The sequence below is a fragment of the Streptomyces sp. NPDC101166 genome, assembly GCF_044768125.1.
GTDB lineage: Bacteria > Actinomycetota > Actinomycetes > Streptomycetales > Streptomycetaceae > Streptomyces.
The window spans coordinates 762,877-779,432 of sequence record NZ_JBIWPF010000001.1 but is presented as its reverse complement, the minus strand read 5'-3'; the positions used below and the strand labels follow the sequence as shown (position 1 = coordinate 779,432).

Here is a 16,556-nt window from a genome sequence, read left to right as displayed (position 1 = left end):
CCCACAACGGGCAGGGAGCCGACGTCAGGCCCGGGCCACGCGCACCCCGCCGGCGCGGGCGGGAAGAAGACCGCCGGCACGGGCCGGGGGGCTCCCGCGGGCGCGGAAGAGAAGACCGCCGGCGCGGCACCCCCGGCGTCCGCCCAGGGCGACCGCGCCGACACCGTCGCCGCCGTGGTCCGGCAGTGGCAAGCCGTGCGGCCCGATCTCGACACCGGGCCCATGGAGATCATCGGCCGGGTCAACCGCTGCGCAGCCCTCCTCCAGCAGGCCGAGGACGCCCCGCTGCGCCGCGTCGGTCTGAGCCGGCCCGAGTTCGACCTGCTCGGTGCGCTGCGCCGCACCGGCCACGAGCTGACCCCAGGCGAACTGGCCCGGGAGACCTTCTCCTCGGGCGCCGCCGTCACCAAGCGCGTCAAGCAGCTGACCGAACGCGGCCTGGTGGAGCGCCGCGTGGACACCCGCGACCGCCGCGTCGCCCATGTACGCCTCACCGACGCCGGCCGTGACCTCGTCGACGGCGTCCTGCCCGAGCAACTCGCCTACGAGAGGGCCGTACTGTCCGCCCTGGACGGCACCCGGCAGGGTGAACTGGCCGACCTGCTGGGCGACTTGCTGAGCCGTCTGGAAGGGCACATGCGGACCCTCACCATCTGACTCCCTCGCGCCTCAGCGCCCCGCACCGCTGCGGTGGACCAGGTGCGCTCACAGGCCCGGCCGGTACCGCATCGGATGATCGGCCGGCACCTCCACCAGCACGATCGGCGTCCCGTCCGGGTCCTCGATCCACATCTCGACCAGGCCCCACGGCTCCCGCACCGGTTCCCGCACCACCCGCACGCCCTTGGCGCGCAGCTCCTCGTGTGCCGCCGCCACGTCCGCCACCTGCATCCACAGCCGCACGGCGGGGTCGGGCGGGCTCTCCGCGCGCCCCGAGACCTCCAGGAAGCCGCCGCCGAGGAAGTAGACGGTCCCGCGCTCGGCCCCCGTCCCGAACTCGCGGTAGACGGCGAGGCCGAGCTGCTCACCGTAGAAGGCGCGGGACCGCTCGGGGTCGGTGGGGTGGAGCAGGATCCGGCTGCTGAGTACATGCACCATGCGACGGGAGCATAGGGGCCGTTCGGCGGACGCCGGGTTAGGCTCGGCGCGGCACCCGCCGGGCGCACGGCGCGTGCCGCACCCCGCCCGCTCGACACCGCAGACCGGAGACCGTCGTATGGACACCACCGCCACCGCGCTCACCTTCCGCGACGCCGTCGACACCGACGTGGACGCGCTGGTCGCCCTCGTCGAGTCGGCCTACCGCGGGGACTCCAGCCGGGCGGGGTGGACCACGGAGGCGGACATGCTCCAGGGGCAGCGGACCGATCCCGAGGGCGTCCTGGAGATCGTCAAGTCGCCCGACGGCAAGGTCCTGGTCGTCGAGCGGGACAGCCGGATCGTCGCCTGCTGCCAGCTCGAACACCGCGGCGACCACGCCTACTTCGGGATGTTCGCGGTCAGCCCGGCCGAGCAGGGCTCGGGCCTCGGACGGACCGTTCTCACACGGGCCGAGCAGCTCGCCCGGGAGGCCTGGGGCGCCACCGAGATGCACATGACGGTGATCTCGGTCCGCGAGGAGCTGATCGCCTGGTACGAGCGGCGCGGCTACCGCCGTACGGGCCGGATGACGCCCTTCCCGTACGGCGACGAGCGGTTCGGCATTCCGCAGCGCGACGATCTCCAGTTCGAGCTGCTGGTCAAGGAACTCGCCTGACCGCGACCCGCTGAGACGGGGGCCCGCCCGGCATCGTGAGGGCCCTCACGCCGTGAGGCGGCCCGCGTGCTTGATCTCGGGCCGGTCGGTGGTCGCGCCCTCCAGCTCCAGGGCCCGTACGAGCCGCAGGTGCTCCGGCGTGTTGACCACCCAGCCGATGATCCGCAGACCCTGAGCGCGAGCCCGTTCGACGATCTCCAGGGTGAGCCGCCTGATGTCCAGGCACACGGTCGCGGCCCCCACGGCCACCGCCCGCTCGACGATGTCGACGCCGTACCGGCTGCCGACCAGGGCGGTGCGCACCCCGGGAACCAGGCGGGCGATCTCGGCGACCGCCTCGTCGTGGAACGAGGAGACCTCGACGCGGTCCGCCAGAGCGCGCGCCCGCATCACCTCGGCGAGGGCCCGCGCCGCCCGCACGTCCTTGATCTCGGCCTGGACCGGCAGCGACACCGCCTCCAGGACCTCCTCGAACACCGGCACGCGCTCCCCGCGCCCCGCGTCCAGCGCGCGCAGCTCGGCGAGTGTGTGGTCGGCGATCGGCCCGCTGCCGTCGGTCGTGCGGTCCACGTCCGCGTCGTGCATGACCACCAGCGCGCCGTCCTTGCTCAGGTGCAGATCGAGCTCCACGACGTCCAGGCCGGCCCGCTCGGCGGCGACGAACGAGCGGAGGGTGTTCTCGGGCTCGACGCCCATCACTCCGCGGTGACCGATGGTGAGGAGGTTCACGACTCGACTCGCTTTCGTCGTCGGCTGCGCCGGGCCCCGCCGCCCGACGGCCGGGCGGCGGTGTGGGCAGGTGTCTGCGCCGACGATCGCCTACCCCGTCGACCGTGGCGAAAGTCATGGCATATGTGAAGGGAAACAGGAAAAAGAGCGGTGACCATGGGAGTGTGCAGGATGATTTCCCGCACTCCCTCTTGCTGGAAGAAAGCCCGTATGTCTACGGTGTCCGTACGCAAGGTTCTTCAGTGAGGGATGGGACATGACGGAAATTCTTGTGCAGGTGGGTTCGGAGGACCAGGCTCCTCCCGCGGCCAGGGTGGTGGACCACCCGGCCTGGCCCGTGCTCAAGGATGCCGTGGAGCGGATCCGCCCCTGGCAGTCGCAGGACGGGTCGATCGACTTCGCGGCCGAGGGCGCCCCCGAGCGCTCCGACGCCGAGCACGCCCTGCGGCAGGTGGTCGACGCGGTCGAGGAGCTCTCCCCGCTGCTCCCGCACGACGCCGACTACCACCGTGCCCTGGTGAAGGACCTGCGCCGCTGGTCCGAGGGCGGCTTCGAGGTGCCGGACTTCCTCGACTCCCTGCTGGCCTTCCAGCCCGCCGCGAACCGCCGCCACGGCCTCCAGCACCTGGCGCTCTTCCCGATGTACACGCAGAACGGCAACCCGGACCGCAACCTCGAGGCGGTCGTGCTGCGCATGGTCTGGCCCGACTGGCTGGCCGAACTGGAGCGCACGCGCTACGACAACCCGCTGTTCTGCGGCATCACCTTCGAGGACTTCACGTCCGGCTACGACACCAACTCCGCCGTCCTCTTCCCGGAGACCATCGCCGTCCGTGAGGCGCCGGAACGTTTCTCCTGGGGTGGCATCTTCTGTGACCGCGAGGCCGCCCGCTTCCGCCGGGTGACCGACGCCGCCGTCGACATCCTGGGCCTGGAACTGCCCGAGGACATCGCCGCCATGGTCCACGACCAGAAGCGCTGCGAGGAGGCCTTCGTCCTGTGGGACATGGTCCACGACCGCACCCACAGCCACGGCGACCTGCCCTTCGACCCCTTCATGATCAAGCAGCGCCAGCCGTTCTGGATGTACGGCCTGGAGGAGCTGCGCTGCGACCTCACCGCCTTCAAGGAGGCCGTCAAGCTCCAGGCGGACGGCGTCCCGCAGGCCCGCGACGTGCAGTACGCGGTGCTGTTCGACCGCATGTTCCGCTTCCCGGTCACCGGCGAGCGCGTGCGCAACTACGACGGCCTCGGCGGCCAGCTGCTCTTCGCGTACCTGCACAAGCACGACGTGGTCCGCTGGACCGACAACAAGCTGCACATCGACTGGCAGCGCGCCCCGCAGGTCACCAACGAGCTGTGCGCCGAGATCGAGAAGCTCTACCGCGACGGCATCGACCGCCCCAAGCTGGTCCACTGGTTCGCCGGCTACGAGCTGGTCTCCACCTACCTCTCCCCGCACCCCGGCTCCAAGTGGGCCAAGGGTCCCGACGCCCTCGACCTGAGCCAGCCGCCGCGCAAGCTCGTCGATGACGTGCTTCCGGACGAGTTTCCCCTGAGCATGTTCTATGAGGCCCTGTCCAAGAAGCTGAAGAACGTGATCGCCTCCACCAAGGGCATCACGGCGGACGGCGCCGAGCGGATCGCCGCATGAGCGACCTGCGTACCGAGAACACTGCTCAGGAGGCGAAGACCATGGGGAACGGGGCACTCAGCGGTGCGGTCATCGCGGTGGCCGGAGCGGGCGGACCCGCGGGCCGAGCCGCACTGCTGCGCCTGGCCGAGGCCGGCGCGACCGTAGTCGGGGCGGACAACGACCCCGAGCGGCTCGCGGAGGCCGTGGACGCGGCCCGCTACGCCTCCGGTGGCGCCACCGTCACCGGTGAGCCGGTCGACCTGCTCGACCTTCAGTCCACCCGCGACTGGGCCGCGCACATCGAGAAGGACTTCGGCCGCGTCGACGGCCTGGTCCACCTCGTCGGCGGCTGGCGCGGCAGCGAGACGTTCATCAAGACGAGCCTGGACGACTGGGACTTCCTCGAACTGCTGCTGATCCGCACCGTGCAGCACACCTCGCTGGCGTTCTACGACGCGCTCCAGCGCAGCGACCGCGGGCGCTACGTGCTGATCAGCGCCGCCGGCGCGACGAAGCCCACGGCGGGCAACGCCTCGTACGCCGCCGCCAAGGCCGCCGCCGAGGCGTGGACGCTCGCCCTGGCCGACGCCTTCCGCAAGGCCGGGGGCCCCGAGGGGCCCACCTCCGCGGCTGCGATCCTGGTGGTGAAGGCGCTGGTGCACGACGCGATGCGCGCCGAGCGACCCAACGCGAAGTTCGCGGGCTTCACCGACGTCAAGGACCTGGCCGAGGCCGTCACCGACGTCTGGGAGAAGTCCGCCGCCGAAGTGAACGGACACCGTCTGTGGCTCACCGAGAAGCCGTGAACCCTTCCAAGACCGACGCGCGCCGCCATCACGACCCGCAGGTCCGCGGGTTCGCCAGTGACAACTACGCCGGCGCGCACCCGGAGGTGATGGCCGCCCTGGCCCTGGCCAACGGCGGTCATCAGGTCGCGTACGGGGAGGACGACTACACCGAGAACCTCCAGGGGATCGTCCGCAGTCACTTCGGTCCCACGGCGGAGGCCTTCCCGGTCTTCAACGGCACCGGCGCCAACGTCGTCGCGCTGCAGGCGCTCACCGACCGCTGGGGCGCGGTGGTGTGCGCCGAGAGCGCCCACATCAACGTGGACGAGGGCGGCGCGCCCGAACGCATGGGCGGACTGAAGCTGCTCACGGTGCCCACCCCGGACGGCAAGCTCACGCCAGAGCTGATCGACAAGCAGGCCTGGGGCTGGGAGGACGAGCACCGCGCGATGCCGCAGGTCGTCTCGATCACCCAGAGCACCGAGCTCGGCACGCTCTACACCCCGGACGAGATCCGTGCGATCTGCGACCACGCCCACGCGCGCGGCATGAAGGTCCACCTCGACGGTTCCCGCATAGCCAACGCGGCGGCCTCGCTGAACGTGCCGATGCGCACGTTCACCAACGCCGTCGGCGTCGACGTCCTGTCCCTCGGGGGGACGAAGAACGGCGCGCTGTTCGGCGAGGCGGTCGTCGTCATCAACCAGGACGCCGTCAGCCACATGAAGCACCTGCGCAAGCTGTCCATGCAGCTCGCCTCCAAGATGCGCTTCGTGTCGGTGCAGCTGGAGGCCCTGCTCGCCAAGGACCTGTGGCTGCGCAACGCCCGCCACGCCAACGACATGGCGCAGCGGCTCGCCGAGGGCGTCCGCGCCGTGCACGGCGTCGAGATCCTCTACCCGGTCCAGGTCAACGCCGTGTTCGCCAAGCTGCCCAACGACGTGAGCGAGCGGCTGCAGAAGAAGTTCCGCTTCTACTTCTGGGACGAGCCGGCCGGCGTCGTCCGCTGGATGTGCTCCTACGACACCACGGAGGACGACGTGGACGCCTTCGTGGCGACGCTGAAGGAGGAGATGGCCCGCTGAGGGGCCCTCCCATGACTGCATAGGTATGCGGTCACTCGAAAAGTCATTGACCTTCGAGTGATCGCTTTCCTATGCTCTCGCGGCATGCAGCTGATCCAGGAGAACCCCGACCTGTCCGCCTATCTCGCCGCGGACGAGGTCATCGACCATCACCATCCGCTGGTGCGGGAGACCGCCGCGCGTCTCGCCGAAGAGGCGGAGGACTCGTATGCCTATGCGCGGCTGGCTTTCGCCTACGTCCGCGACAGCATCCCCCACTCGCAGGACGTCGGCGACCCGCGCGTCACCTGGCGCGCCTCCGACGTGCTGGAGCAGCGGACGGGCGTCTGCTACGCCAAGGCCCACGCCCTGGCCGCGCTGCTGCGAGCCGAGGACATCCCGACCGCGCTGTGCTACCAGAAGCTCGACGTGGTGCACGGACTGATCGCCGTACGCTTCCACGGCGCCTGGCACCGCCAGGACCCGCGCGGCAACAAACCGGGCGTGAACGCCCGCTTCTCCCTGAACGGCGAGCAACTGGCCTTCACGCCCGACGTCGAGGCCGGAGAGTACGACCACCCGGTGCTGTACACCGCTGCGCATCCGGCCGTGCTGAGCGTGCTGAAGGCGGCCCCGGACCGCCCCCGCCTCTGGGAGGCGCTCCCCACCGCGTTGTGAGCCGACGCGCCGCGCGCGGGAAGGGTCAGCGGGCCTCGGCCGCGCGCACCTGCTCCGGGGTGGGGGCCGTGCCGCCGAGGTGGGCCGGCATCCACCAGGTGTCGTCGGAGTCCTTGGGACGCACCGGGTAGGCGCGCTGGGCGGCCTCCAGGAGCTCCTGGACGCGCTCGCGCAGCTGCCGGGTGATCGCCCCCGCGTACTTGTCGCGGGAGGCCTCGATCGCCTCCCCGACCCGGATGGTGATCGGCGTGTGGCTGCGCTTGAAGTTGCGCGGGTGCCCCTTTGTCCACAGCCGCTGCGTGCCCCACACGGCCATCGGGATCAGCGGGACGCCCGCCTCCTGGGCCAGCCGGGCGGCGCCCGACTTGAAGCTCTTCAACGTGAACGACTCGGAGATCGTGGCCTCCGGGAAGACGCCGACGATCTCCCCGGAACGCAGCGAGTCCAGGGCGTGCGCGTAGGCGGCCTCACCCTGCTTGCGGTCCACCGGGATGTGCTTCATACCGCGCATCAGCGGACCGGAGATCTTGTGGCGGAACACCGACTCCTTCGCCATGAACCGCACCAGACGCTTCTGCGGCAGCGCGGCCAGGCCGTCGAAGATGAAGTCGAGGTAGCTGATGTGGTTGCTCACCAGCACGGCTCCGCCCGAGCGCGGGATGTTCTCCGACCCCTTGCAGTCGATCTTGAGGTCCCAGACCTTGAACAGGGTCTGGGCGAGGCCGACGACGGGGCGGTAGACAAGCTCTGCCATGGGCGGGGCGAACCCTTCCTTCTCTCTGCCCGCGGATGGTGTCCCGAGGGGCAAAGTTACGCAGCCGTAGGTTTACGGCTTGTCGCAGATCGTGCCCGAAGAACGGCCCGGGAGCCAGTCCTGGTGCCCCCGAACCGCGAGATCCTCGTCACTTCGGCCCCCTGATCGACCTGTGCTTTTAGATCGTCTTTACTTCGCTCGTACCGTCGACCTGCGGACGAGCAGGTACATCTCGCAGCCGAGGCAGTACCCGAAAGCAGCATTGAGGAACGCGGCCGCCAGCGCCGCCGCGGTCGCCGCGAGCCCCAGCCACCCGGGACCCAGCGTGAAGCCGACGAGTCCCACGCCCGCGAAGAGCAGACCCACCGCCTGCGCGAACCGCGGCGGCTGAGGGGGTTCGAACTCCCTCGGCGGCCCCAGCCTCGGCCGCACCGCCACCCGCCAGGCCCACCCGTACGGCGAGCGCCCCACGCCGCCCGCCGCGCCGAGCGCGAACGCCAGCGTCTGCCAGGCCAGCAGCCAGACGCTTCCGGTGATCAGCACGGCCGCGAGCACCGCGGTCGTCACGGCCGCCCCGAAGCGGGGCCCCCTCGCATCGATGTCCATGAATCAAGCATTCCGCATCGGGAACACGCCCGGGGGCCGGGAATCTTTGCGGTCTGATGAACGCTGGTGCTGGGGATGACGGGACTCATGGTGTGTGTGGCGGTGCTCGCGGCGGCGAGCGCCTACGGAGTGCTGCACCGACGGCGGAACGGGAGAGTACGCGTGCGCGGACGCGACGAGGGACAGCGGCTCGACGCCGCCCGGCTCGGCGGCGAACTCGGTGAGCGGGCCACGCTCGTGCAGTTCTCCAGCGCCTTCTGCGCCCCCTGCCGGGCCACCCGCCGCGTCCTCGGAGAGGTCGCCGGCATGATTCCGGGCGTCGCCCATGTGGAGATCGACGCCGAGGCGCACCTCGACCTCGTCCGCGACCTCGGCATCCTCAAGACCCCGACCGTGCTGGTCCTCGACGCGGACGGCCGCGTGGTGCGCCGGGCCGCCGGTCAGCCCCGCAAGGCCGACGTCATCGCCGCTCTCGGGGAGGCCGTGTGAGGCCCCTGCCGGGCACGGCGCGACGGCTCCCGGACGCCGGGACGGACTTGACTGTGCATGCCACCCGTCGACAGCCTGGCCGTATGCCAGAGGAACTCCTTCTCCACGCACGGGTCCATGTCGACCTCGTGCGGACCGCGAGCGCGCGCTGTCCGGTCCGGTGAGCCCCCGCGACCCCGCTCGTCCCCTCCCGCAGAAGGACCGCCTCATGACGGCCACACCCGGCCTCAGCGCCCCTCAGCTCGCCTCGCCCGGCCTGCTGCGCTCCGTCTTCCGTCGCCACGCCGCCGGCGTCGCCGTGATCACCGCGTCCGGCGAGAGCGGCCCGGTCGGGTTCACCGCGACCTCGCTCACCTCCGTCTCCGCCGAGCCGCCGATGCTCTCCTTCGGAGTCGGCACCGGCGCGTCCAGCTGGCCGGTCCTCTCCCGCGCCGGCCATGTCGGCGTGCACATACTCGGCGAGCACCAGCGGGAGCTGGCCGCCACCTTCGCCCGCAGCGGCGCCGACCGGTTCGGGGCGCCCACCGCATGGCGCGAGGGCCCCGAGGGCGTTCCCGTTCTGGACGATGTGCTCGCCTGGCTCGTCTGCCGGATCGTCGCGCGCGTGCCCGCCGGGGACCATCGCATCGTGCTGGCGGAGGTCGTCGTCGGGGACCCGGCCGGCGCGGGGCGGCCCCTGCTCTACCACCAGGGCGGGTTCACCGCCCTGCGGGACTGATCCACGGGCCGGCGCGTCTGCGAAGCGACCGGAATCCGATTACGCTGCGTTGCACAGGTCACAGTTCAAAGCGCTTGCTTAGCGGGAACGAACTGGGTGTACTGGCGAGTAATATTTCGGTCGGAGCGCGGGCCGCCCCGACCGGGATCGGCCGCTTGCAGCGCCTATGCTGCCTGCAAGAAGGCAGCCGAGAACTGACGATTGCAGTAGGAGAGCCGGCGTGAGCTTGAGGATCGTTGTCACTGTGAAGTACGTGCCCGACGCCACTGGCGACCGGCACTTCGCCGATGACCTGACCGTCGACCGGGACGACGTGGACGGTCTGCTCTCCGAGCTCGACGAGTACGCCGTCGAGCAGGCGCTGCAGATCTCCGAGAACTCCGACGACGACGTGGAGGTCACCGTCCTGACGGTCGGCCCCGAGGACGCCAAGGACGCGCTGCGCAAGGCGCTGTCGATGGGCGCCGACAAGGCCGTCCACGTCGAGGACGACGACCTGCACGGCACCGACGCCATCGGCACCTCCCTGGTCCTGGCCAAGGCCATCGAGAAGGCCGGCTACGACCTGGTGATCTCCGGCATGGCCTCCACCGACGGCACCATGGGCGTCGTCCCGGCCCTGCTGGCCGAGCGCCTGGGCGTCCCGCAGGTCACCCTGCTGTCCGAGGTCTCCGTCGAGGAGGGCACCGTCAAGGGCCGCCGGGACGGCGACGCCGCCTCGGAGCAGCTGGAGGCCTCCCTGCCGGCCGTCGTGTCGGTCACCGACCAGTCGGGCGAGGCGCGCTACCCCTCCTTCAAGGGCATCATGGCCGCCAAGAAGAAGCCGGTGGAGTCCTGGGACCTGTCCGACCTCGACATCGACGCCGACGAGGTCGGCCTGGAGAGCGCCTGGACCAAGGTCGAGTCCGCGTCCGAGCGCCCCGCGCGCACCGCCGGCACGATCGTCAAGGACGAGGGCGAGGGCGGCAAGCAGCTCGCCGACTACCTCGCGGGCCAGAAGTTCATCTAGAGCCCACGCCGACCGCCCCTCAACTTCGTTTCGCAGGAGAGCAATCCCATGGCTGAAGTCCTCGTCTACGTCGACCACGTGGACGGCGCCGTCCGCAAGCCCACCCTGGAGCTGCTGACGCTCGCCCGCCGCGTCGGCGAGCCCGTCGCCGTCGCCCTCGGCGCCGGCGCCGAGAACACCGCCGCCGCGCTCGCCGAGCACGGCGCGGTCAAGGTCCTCACGCACGACGCCTCCGAGTACGCCGACTACCTCGTCGTACCGAAGGTGGACGCGCTGCAGGCCGCCGTCGAGGCCGTCTCCCCGGCCGCCGTCCTGGTCCCCTCCTCCGCCGAGGGCAAGGAGATCGCCGCCCGTCTGGCGCTGCGCATCGGCTCCGGCATCATCACCGACGCCGTCGACCTCGAGGCCGGCGACGAGGGCCCGGTGGCCACCCAGTCGGTGTTCGCCGCGTCCTTCACCACCAAGTCCCGTGTCGCCAAGGGCACCCCGGTCATCACCGTCAAGCCGAACAGCGCCGCCGTCGAGGCCGCTCCGGCGGCCGGCAGCGTCGAGGCGCTGAGCGTGACCTTCTCCGCCCAGGCCACCGGCACGAAGGTCACCGGCCGCACCCCGCGCGAGTCGACCGGGCGTCCGGAGCTGACCGAGGCCGCGATCGTCGTCTCCGGCGGCCGCGGCGTCAACGGTGCGGAGAACTTCTCGATCATCGAGGCTCTCGCCGACTCCCTCGGTGCGGCCGTCGGCGCCTCCCGCGCCGCCGTCGACGCCGGCTGGTACCCGCACACCAACCAGGTCGGCCAGACCGGCAAGTCGGTCTCGCCGCAGCTGTACATCGCCAACGGCATCTCCGGCGCGATCCAGCACCGCGCCGGCATGCAGACCTCGAAGACCATCGTGGCCGTCAACAAGGACCCCGAGGCCCCGATCTTCGACCTGGTCGACTACGGCGTCGTCGGCGACCTCTTCGAGGTCGTCCCGCAGCTCACCGAGGCGATCAAGGTCCGCAAGGGCTGATCACCCGCTGAGGCGCCGCCCGGCGTCCGCCGGACCACCCGAGGCCCCCGCGACCGCACACCGGTCACGGGGGCCTCGGCCCGTGCTCCCCACGCCGCTCACCCCGTCGACACCGAGGCCAGCACCGGCACATGGTCGCTCGCGTACCGGCCGTCCAGCGTGAAGGTGTCCACCCAACTGCGGTGGACCGTCACCCCCGGTGTCGCCAGGATCCAGTCGATCCGGGCGCCGCCCGGCCGCAGTGGCCGGTACGCGTGAAACGTCCCGAAGGCCTCGCCGCGCTCGCGCGCCGTGTCCCAGGTGTCGACCAGACCGGCGCCCAGCAGTGTGTCGTAGACCCGGGAACCGTGCGCGGGAACATTGAAGTCGCCGGTCACCAGCAACGGCAGGGCCGGGTCGAACCCCGCGACCCGGGAGGCGATCAGAGCCGCGCCGCGCTCCTGCGCGTACCGGCTCCTGTGATCGAGATGGGTGTTCAGGAGGCAGAACTGCCGCCCCCCGGCCCGCACATCGCGGAAACGGACCCACGTGACCATGCGGGGATGCATACCGCCCCAGGTGTTGGAGCCGTGCACCTCCGGCGTGTCCGACAGCCAGAAGTGGGCGTGCTCCAGCGGGGTCAGCCGTCGTGTGTCGTAGAAGACGGCCATGGACTCCTGGTCCCCGCCGCCGCGCCCGGTGCCGATCCAGTCGAAGTGCGGCCCCAAGTCCGCCTCGATGTCCCGCAGTTGTGGCGGCTCGCCCTCCTGGGTGCCGATGACGTGCGGCGCCGCGCCCCGTAACAGGGCGCGCATCGCCGGGCGGCGGCTCGCCCAGCTGTACGGTTCCTTGGTGCTGGGGAAGCGGAGGTTGAACGTCATCACCTCCAGCGGTGGGTACCGCACCGGCGCCGCCGGACCCTCGTCGTCGGCCTCGGCGTCCCCGGGCCGGTCGCGGGCCGCGGAGGAGCGGCAGGTCCCGAGCAGGGGCACCGCGACGGCCGCCGCCACGGTCCTCAGCCCCGCGCGACGCGTGATTGCCCCGGTGTCTGCCATGTGCTTCCTCCCTGATGATCCAGGATGAGGGTGCGAGCCGCCGCGCGGAAGGGGAATCAGGTGACTGGGGGAAACCAGAGGCAGGACAGGGTGTTGACCGACGCGAAGATCCACGGATAGCTTCGCTCTACGGATTGTTGATTCCGTACACCGGAAAACGGGAGGTCGCGGGATGGGGCACGGCCGACAGGAGACGGTGGCCACGAGCCTCCCGGCAGCCGTCGGCGAGGCCGTCAACGCCTCCCTCGCACCCGTCGACGCCGAACTCGACCGCCGCTACCCCGGCGACCCCGGCACCCGCCAGCCCGTCCACACCGTCTACGTCCCCGGCGACGCCTTCACCGCCGACACCGTCCGCTCCTGGGGCGACCACGCCCTCACCGCCCTCGACGAACACGCCCCCGACCCCGCGGCCCTCGCCGCGGTCCTCGGACTTACCGGCGACCTCGCCGAAGACGTGTACACGCGCGTACGCGCCAAGCTGGCCCGCGAACCCGTCGAGGACCTGCGCGTCGACTTCGAGGACGGCTACGGCGTCCGCCCCGACGCCGAGGAGGACGAGGCCGCCGCCCGCGCCGCCCGGCTGATCGCCGAGGCCCCCGCCCGGGGCGCCGCCACCCCCTACGCCGGCATCCGCATGAAGTGCATGGAGGCCGCCGTCCGCGACCGCGGCATCCGCACTCTCGACGTCTTCCTCACCGGCCTCACCGCAGCGGGCCCGCTGCCCGGCGGGCTGCTGCTCACCCTGCCCAAGGTGACCTACCCGCAGCAGGTCACCGCCATGGTCCGGCTGCTGGAGGCCTTCGAGAAGGTGCACGGACTCACCCCCGGCCGGCTCGGCTTCGAGATCCAGATCGAGACCAGCCAGGCCATCCTCGCCACCGACGGCACCGCCACTGTCGCCCGTATGATCCAGGCCGCCGAGGGCCGCGCCACGGGCCTGCACTACGGCACCTTCGACTACAGCGCCTGCCTCGGCGTCTCCGCCGCCCACCAGGCGAGCGACCACCCGGCCGCCGACCACGCCAAGGCGGTCATGCAGGTAGCCGCGGCCGGCACCGGCGTACGCGTCTGCGACGGCTCCACCAACGTCCTGCCCGTCGGCCCCACCGAGCGGGTCCACGAAGCCTGGCGGCTGCACTACCGCCTCACCCGCCGCGCTCTCGCCCGCGCCTACTACCAGGGCTGGGACATGCACCCCGGCCACCTGCCCACGCGCTACGCAGCCGTCTACGCCTTCTACCGCGAGGGATTCGCCCAGGCCGCCGAGCGGCTGTCCCGCTACGCCCACCGACGCGCCGGGGACGTCATGGACGAGCCGGCCACCGCCAAGGCCCTCAGCGGCCATCTGCTGCGCGGGCTGGACTGCGGCGCACTCGACACCGAGGAAGTGCTGGGCGCGACGGGACTCACGCGGGCCGGGCTGGAGGCCTTCGCGGCACCGCGCCCGAGCGGCCTCACACCCCCTGCGGGCCGGGTGCCTTGAGCCGGGAGGCCGGCCGGGAGGACACCGCCCGGCCGGCCACCCGCTGCGGACTACTGCTCGGGGAACGTGTACGGAGTGGTGATGATCTCCATCCCGTGACCCGCCGGATCCATGAAGTACAGACCGCGGCCGCCGTGGTGGTGGTTGATCTCGCCCGGCCGCTTGCCGTGCGGATCGGCGAAGTACATGATCCCCGCCTGCCTGATCCGGCCGAACGCCGCGTCGAACTCCTCGTCGGAGACCAGGAACGCGTAATGCTGCATGACGATCTTCTCCGCGGGGATCGCGGCGAAGTCCAGGGTGACGCCGTTGGCGGTGGCGACGGGGACGAACGGGCCCCATTCGGTCCCGACCTCGAGACCCAGGATGTGGGCGAGGAACTCCGCGGACTCCCGGTTGTCACGGGAGTGGACGATGGTGTGATTGAGCTCGACGGACATGAGTGGAATGCCTCCGTAAGGCAAACTCACGGGCACCTCCATGCCTCACCCGGACGGTGACCGACACGCGATGCCGTGCGATCACTCTAACGGAGGATCAGGTGCTCGCGCCGGTCACGTCGACCGCTCAGTCGGCCGGTGGCGTCTCGCCCGAGCCGCGGGCGACGAGCCGCGTCGGCAGCACCACGCGCTCAGGGGCCACCAGGGTGCCGTCCAGTTGCCGGAAGAGCCGCTCGGCGGCGGTGCGGCCGACGGCGGCCGCGTCCTGGGCGACCACCGTGACGCCCGGCTGCAGCAGATCCGCCAGCTCCAGGTCGTCGAAGGCGACCAGAGCGATGGGACGCTCCCGCCCGGCCAGCACCCGGATCACGGTGACCGTCACCCGGTTGTTGCCCGAGAAGATCGCCGTGACCGGCTCCGGCCCCGACAGCATCTCCGCCGCGGCCCGGCGCACCCGGCCCGGGTCCGTCGCCCCCAGGGACGTCCAGGCGTCCGCCACGGGAATGCTCGCCTCCGCCATCGCCGTCCGGTAGCCGCGCAGCCGCTCCGCGGCCGTGTGGATGCGCGGCATGTCGCCGATGAACCCGATCCGGCGATGGCCGTGCGCGACGAGGTGCGCGACCCCCTCCCGGGCGCCGCCGAAGTTGTCCGACAGCACGCAGTCCGCGTCGATCCGGCCGGCCGGCCGGTCGACGAACACCGTCGCCACGCCCGCCCTGATCTCCGGCTCCAGGTACCGGTGGTCGTCCCCGGCCGGGATGACCAGCAGCCCGTCCACCCGGCGCGCGCACAACGCCAGCGCCAACTCCTGCTCCCGGTCGGGGTCCTCGGCGCTGGAGCCGTTGATCAGCAGCGCGCCGTGCGTGCGGGCCACCTCCTCCACGGCGCGGCTGAGCACGCCGTAGAAAGGGTCGGCGAGATCCTCCAGAACGAGCCCGATGCTCGCGGTACGGCCCTTGCGCAGCACCCGCGCGCTGTCGTTGCGGCGGAAGCCGAGCGCGTCGATCGCCTCCTGGACGCGCCGCTCGGTCTCCGGCGTGACGCCCGGTTCGTCGTTCACCACGCGCGAGACGGTCTTCAGACCGACCCCGGCCCGCGCCGCGACGTCCTTCATGGTGGGACGGTTCCCGTAACGAGGTCCCGAGCTGCCGACAGGGCGGCGGGGCGTCTGTGGCACGATGCGGTGTCCTGTCCTTCTGTCCACGGATACAGGGTCCCCGGGTTCGCACGGACGTACGAGGGGCCTTGGGATCGTATGACGATGTGGCGTCGAGCATAGGGCCTGGACAACGTTGTCAAGCGCGGGGAGACTGGTCCCCGTCATGGATCCCGACGGTCGACGGGGGAGAACCGAGAGTGATGCGCACCGACCTCGTGGCAGCGCTGGACATCGGCGGCACCAAGATCGCGGGAGCGCTGGTGGACCGCACCGGCACCATCCTGGCCCGCGCCCAGCGGCCCACGCCCGCGCGGGAGGACGGCGACACCGTGATGCGGGCCGTGGAGGAAGTGCTCGCCGACTTGACCGCCTCGCCGCTGTGGGAGCGCGCGCACGCCGTCGGCATCGGCAGCGCCGGCCCGGTGGACGCCTCCGCCGGCACCGTCAGCCCGGTCAACGTGCCCGGCTGGCGCGACTTCCCGCTCGTCGAACGTGTCCGGGCCGCGACCGGGAACCTCCCCGTCGAGCTGATCGGCGACGGCGTGGCGATCACGGCCGCCGAGCACTGGCAGGGCGCCGCACGCGGCCACGACGACGCGCTGTGCATGGTGGTCTCCACCGGCGTCGGCGGCGGCCTGGTGCTGAACGGCCGGCTCCACCCCGGCCCCACCGGCAACGCCGGCCACATCGGCCACATCAGCGTCGACCTCGACGGCGACCCGTGCCCTTGCGGCGCGCGCGGCTGCGTCGAGCGGATCGCCAGCGGCCCCAACATCGCCCGCCGCGCGCTGGAGAACGGCTGGAAGCCCGGCCCGGACGGCGACGTCTCGGCGGCCGCGGTGGCCGCCGCCGCACGCGCGGGCGATCCGGTCGCGATCGCCTCCTTCGAGCGCGCCGCCCGGGCGCTGGCCGCCGGCATCGCCGCCACCGCCACCCTCGTCGAGATCGACATCGCGGTGATCGGCGGAGGCGTCGGCAAGGCGGGCGACGTGCTCCTGACGCCCCTGCGGCGCGCTCTGGCCGACTACGCGACGCTCTCCTTCGTCCAGCGCCTGACCGTGGCGCCCGCCCAGATGGGCACGGACGCGGGCCTGGTCGGCGCCGCGGCGGCGGCACTGGCCGGCGGGACGGGGGCACGGGCCGGCGTGTGACGGCGGATCGCGGCGCTCGTCGACACGCGCGCGGAACGCGTCGCACCC

General features: G+C 71.7%; 19 protein-coding genes. 12 read left to right on the top strand and 7 right to left on the bottom strand.

What is annotated here, in order from left to right; translation table 11 throughout:
* Positions 1–174: 174 nt before the first annotated feature.
* On the top strand, positions 175–657 hold the full coding sequence (locus ACIRS4_RS03275) for a MarR family winged helix-turn-helix transcriptional regulator (RefSeq protein ID WP_404189792.1): 483 nt from the start codon (positions 175–177) through the stop codon (positions 655–657).
* A gap of 48 nt (positions 658–705) precedes the next feature.
* Here the strand turns inward: ACIRS4_RS03275 and ACIRS4_RS03270 are convergent, their stop codons facing one another.
* Entirely contained in the window at positions 706–1,098 is a 393-nt protein-coding gene (locus tag ACIRS4_RS03270) for a VOC family protein (protein WP_404189172.1), read from the bottom strand.
* A 118-nt stretch (positions 1,099–1,216) separates the two neighbouring features.
* Between ACIRS4_RS03270 and ACIRS4_RS03265 the strand changes: the two genes are divergently transcribed.
* Complete coding sequence (locus ACIRS4_RS03265) at positions 1,217–1,756, top strand: GNAT family N-acetyltransferase (protein WP_404189170.1); 540 nt, start codon at positions 1,217–1,219, stop codon at positions 1,754–1,756.
* Between the two features lie 45 nt (positions 1,757–1,801).
* On the opposite strand, the gene ACIRS4_RS03260 is transcribed toward ACIRS4_RS03265, so the two are convergent.
* Positions 1,802–2,485, bottom strand: a complete 684-nt coding sequence (locus ACIRS4_RS03260; RefSeq protein ID WP_404189167.1) for a glycerophosphodiester phosphodiesterase — start codon at positions 2,483–2,485, stop codon at positions 1,802–1,804.
* Positions 2,486–2,741: 256 nt separating this feature from the next.
* Here ACIRS4_RS03260 and ACIRS4_RS03255 point away from each other — a divergent pair, with 256 nt between their 5' ends.
* The 4 genes from ACIRS4_RS03255 (at position 2,742) to ACIRS4_RS03240 (ending at position 6,651) form a co-directional block, all read left to right on the top strand.
* Positions 2,742–4,139 carry a DUF6421 family protein gene (locus ACIRS4_RS03255; protein WP_404189165.1) on the top strand — a complete coding sequence of 466 codons (1,398 nt, stop codon included), beginning with the start codon at positions 2,742–2,744 and terminating at the stop codon, positions 4,137–4,139.
* The gene (locus tag ACIRS4_RS03250; protein WP_404189162.1) at positions 4,136–4,927 is read left to right on the top strand and encodes an SDR family NAD(P)-dependent oxidoreductase; all 792 of its coding nucleotides are present in this window, start codon (positions 4,136–4,138) and stop codon (positions 4,925–4,927) included. The genes ACIRS4_RS03255 and ACIRS4_RS03250 overlap by 4 nt, the downstream gene beginning before the upstream one ends.
* Positions 4,924–5,994 (top strand): threonine aldolase family protein, encoded by a 1,071-nt coding sequence (locus tag ACIRS4_RS03245; RefSeq protein WP_404189159.1) that lies wholly within the window; start codon positions 4,924–4,926, stop codon positions 5,992–5,994. Before ACIRS4_RS03250 ends, ACIRS4_RS03245 begins: the two co-directional genes overlap by 4 nt.
* Positions 5,995–6,078: 84 nt before the next feature.
* Positions 6,079–6,651: a transglutaminase domain-containing protein gene (locus tag ACIRS4_RS03240; RefSeq protein ID WP_404189156.1), complete on the top strand. Its 573-nt coding sequence runs from the start codon at positions 6,079–6,081 to the stop codon at positions 6,649–6,651.
* A gap of 25 nt (positions 6,652–6,676) precedes the next feature.
* On the opposite strand, the gene ACIRS4_RS03235 is transcribed toward ACIRS4_RS03240, so the two are convergent.
* Both ACIRS4_RS03235 and ACIRS4_RS03230 read right to left on the bottom strand, forming a co-directional pair.
* On the bottom strand, positions 6,677–7,405 hold the full coding sequence (locus ACIRS4_RS03235) for a lysophospholipid acyltransferase family protein (protein WP_404189153.1): 729 nt from the start codon (positions 7,403–7,405) through the stop codon (positions 6,677–6,679).
* A gap of 189 nt (positions 7,406–7,594) precedes the next feature.
* Positions 7,595–8,011 carry a DUF4395 domain-containing protein gene (locus tag ACIRS4_RS03230; protein ID WP_404189150.1) on the bottom strand — a complete coding sequence of 139 codons (417 nt, stop codon included), beginning with the start codon at positions 8,009–8,011 and terminating at the stop codon, positions 7,595–7,597.
* A gap of 75 nt (positions 8,012–8,086) precedes the next feature.
* Here ACIRS4_RS03230 and ACIRS4_RS03225 point away from each other — a divergent pair, with 75 nt between their 5' ends.
* From ACIRS4_RS03225 to ACIRS4_RS03210, 4 genes are all read left to right on the top strand, one after another.
* A complete protein-coding gene (locus ACIRS4_RS03225) occupies positions 8,087–8,500 on the top strand; it encodes a TlpA family protein disulfide reductase (RefSeq protein WP_404189147.1) in 414 nt (137 codons plus the stop codon).
* A 208-nt stretch (positions 8,501–8,708) separates the two neighbouring features.
* On the top strand, positions 8,709–9,218 hold the full coding sequence (locus tag ACIRS4_RS03220) for a flavin reductase family protein (protein WP_404189144.1): 510 nt from the start codon (positions 8,709–8,711) through the stop codon (positions 9,216–9,218).
* Between the two features lie 220 nt (positions 9,219–9,438).
* Entirely contained in the window at positions 9,439–10,227 is a 789-nt protein-coding gene (locus ACIRS4_RS03215; RefSeq protein WP_404189142.1) for an electron transfer flavoprotein subunit beta/FixA family protein, read from the top strand.
* Positions 10,228–10,275: 48 nt separating this feature from the next.
* Positions 10,276–11,238 carry an electron transfer flavoprotein subunit alpha/FixB family protein gene (locus tag ACIRS4_RS03210; protein ID WP_404189139.1) on the top strand — a complete coding sequence of 321 codons (963 nt, stop codon included), beginning with the start codon at positions 10,276–10,278 and terminating at the stop codon, positions 11,236–11,238.
* A gap of 98 nt (positions 11,239–11,336) precedes the next feature.
* Here ACIRS4_RS03210 and ACIRS4_RS03205 read toward each other — a convergent pair whose 3' ends face one another.
* Complete coding sequence (locus ACIRS4_RS03205; protein WP_404189137.1) at positions 11,337–12,272, bottom strand: endonuclease/exonuclease/phosphatase family protein; 936 nt, start codon at positions 12,270–12,272, stop codon at positions 11,337–11,339.
* A gap of 172 nt (positions 12,273–12,444) precedes the next feature.
* On the opposite strand from ACIRS4_RS03205, the gene ACIRS4_RS03200 reads away from it, so the two are divergent.
* Positions 12,445–13,758, top strand: a complete 1,314-nt coding sequence (locus ACIRS4_RS03200; protein ID WP_404189135.1) for a DUF6986 family protein — start codon at positions 12,445–12,447, stop codon at positions 13,756–13,758.
* A gap of 50 nt (positions 13,759–13,808) precedes the next feature.
* On the opposite strand, the gene ACIRS4_RS03195 is transcribed toward ACIRS4_RS03200, so the two are convergent.
* Both ACIRS4_RS03195 and ACIRS4_RS03190 read right to left on the bottom strand, forming a co-directional pair.
* Positions 13,809–14,198: a VOC family protein gene (locus ACIRS4_RS03195; RefSeq protein WP_404189132.1), complete on the bottom strand. Its 390-nt coding sequence runs from the start codon at positions 14,196–14,198 to the stop codon at positions 13,809–13,811.
* 127 nt (positions 14,199–14,325) lie between these two features.
* Positions 14,326–15,375, bottom strand: coding sequence for a LacI family DNA-binding transcriptional regulator (locus tag ACIRS4_RS03190; RefSeq protein WP_404189130.1), 1,050 nt, complete (start codon positions 15,373–15,375; stop codon positions 14,326–14,328).
* Between the two features lie 182 nt (positions 15,376–15,557).
* On the opposite strand from ACIRS4_RS03190, the gene ACIRS4_RS03185 reads away from it, so the two are divergent.
* Positions 15,558–16,508 carry an ROK family protein gene (locus ACIRS4_RS03185; protein ID WP_404189127.1) on the top strand — a complete coding sequence of 317 codons (951 nt, stop codon included), beginning with the start codon at positions 15,558–15,560 and terminating at the stop codon, positions 16,506–16,508.
* The last annotated feature ends 48 nt before the right edge of the window (positions 16,509–16,556 follow it).

Coding starts and splice junctions, on each gene's coding strand:
- ACIRS4_RS03270 (WP_404189172.1), bottom strand. CDS start 1,098: ATGGTGCATGTACTCAGCAGCCGGATCCTGCTCCACCCCACCGACCCC.
- ACIRS4_RS03265 (WP_404189170.1), top strand. CDS start 1,217: ATGGACACCACCGCCACCGCGCTCACCTTCCGCGACGCCGTCGACACC.
- ACIRS4_RS03255 (WP_404189165.1), top strand. CDS start 2,742: ATGACGGAAATTCTTGTGCAGGTGGGTTCGGAGGACCAGGCTCCTCCC.
- ACIRS4_RS03250 (WP_404189162.1), top strand. CDS start 4,136: ATGAGCGACCTGCGTACCGAGAACACTGCTCAGGAGGCGAAGACCATG.
- ACIRS4_RS03240 (WP_404189156.1), top strand. CDS start 6,079: ATGCAGCTGATCCAGGAGAACCCCGACCTGTCCGCCTATCTCGCCGCG.
- ACIRS4_RS03235 (WP_404189153.1), bottom strand. CDS start 7,405: ATGGCAGAGCTTGTCTACCGCCCCGTCGTCGGCCTCGCCCAGACCCTG.
- ACIRS4_RS03230 (WP_404189150.1), bottom strand. CDS start 8,011: ATGGACATCGATGCGAGGGGGCCCCGCTTCGGGGCGGCCGTGACGACC.
- ACIRS4_RS03225 (WP_404189147.1), top strand. CDS start 8,087: ATGACGGGACTCATGGTGTGTGTGGCGGTGCTCGCGGCGGCGAGCGCC.
- ACIRS4_RS03220 (WP_404189144.1), top strand. CDS start 8,709: ATGACGGCCACACCCGGCCTCAGCGCCCCTCAGCTCGCCTCGCCCGGC.
- ACIRS4_RS03210 (WP_404189139.1), top strand. CDS start 10,276: ATGGCTGAAGTCCTCGTCTACGTCGACCACGTGGACGGCGCCGTCCGC.
- ACIRS4_RS03205 (WP_404189137.1), bottom strand. CDS start 12,272: ATGGCAGACACCGGGGCAATCACGCGTCGCGCGGGGCTGAGGACCGTG.
- ACIRS4_RS03200 (WP_404189135.1), top strand. CDS start 12,445: ATGGGGCACGGCCGACAGGAGACGGTGGCCACGAGCCTCCCGGCAGCC.
- ACIRS4_RS03195 (WP_404189132.1), bottom strand. CDS start 14,198: ATGTCCGTCGAGCTCAATCACACCATCGTCCACTCCCGTGACAACCGG.
- ACIRS4_RS03185 (WP_404189127.1), top strand. CDS start 15,558: ATGCGCACCGACCTCGTGGCAGCGCTGGACATCGGCGGCACCAAGATC.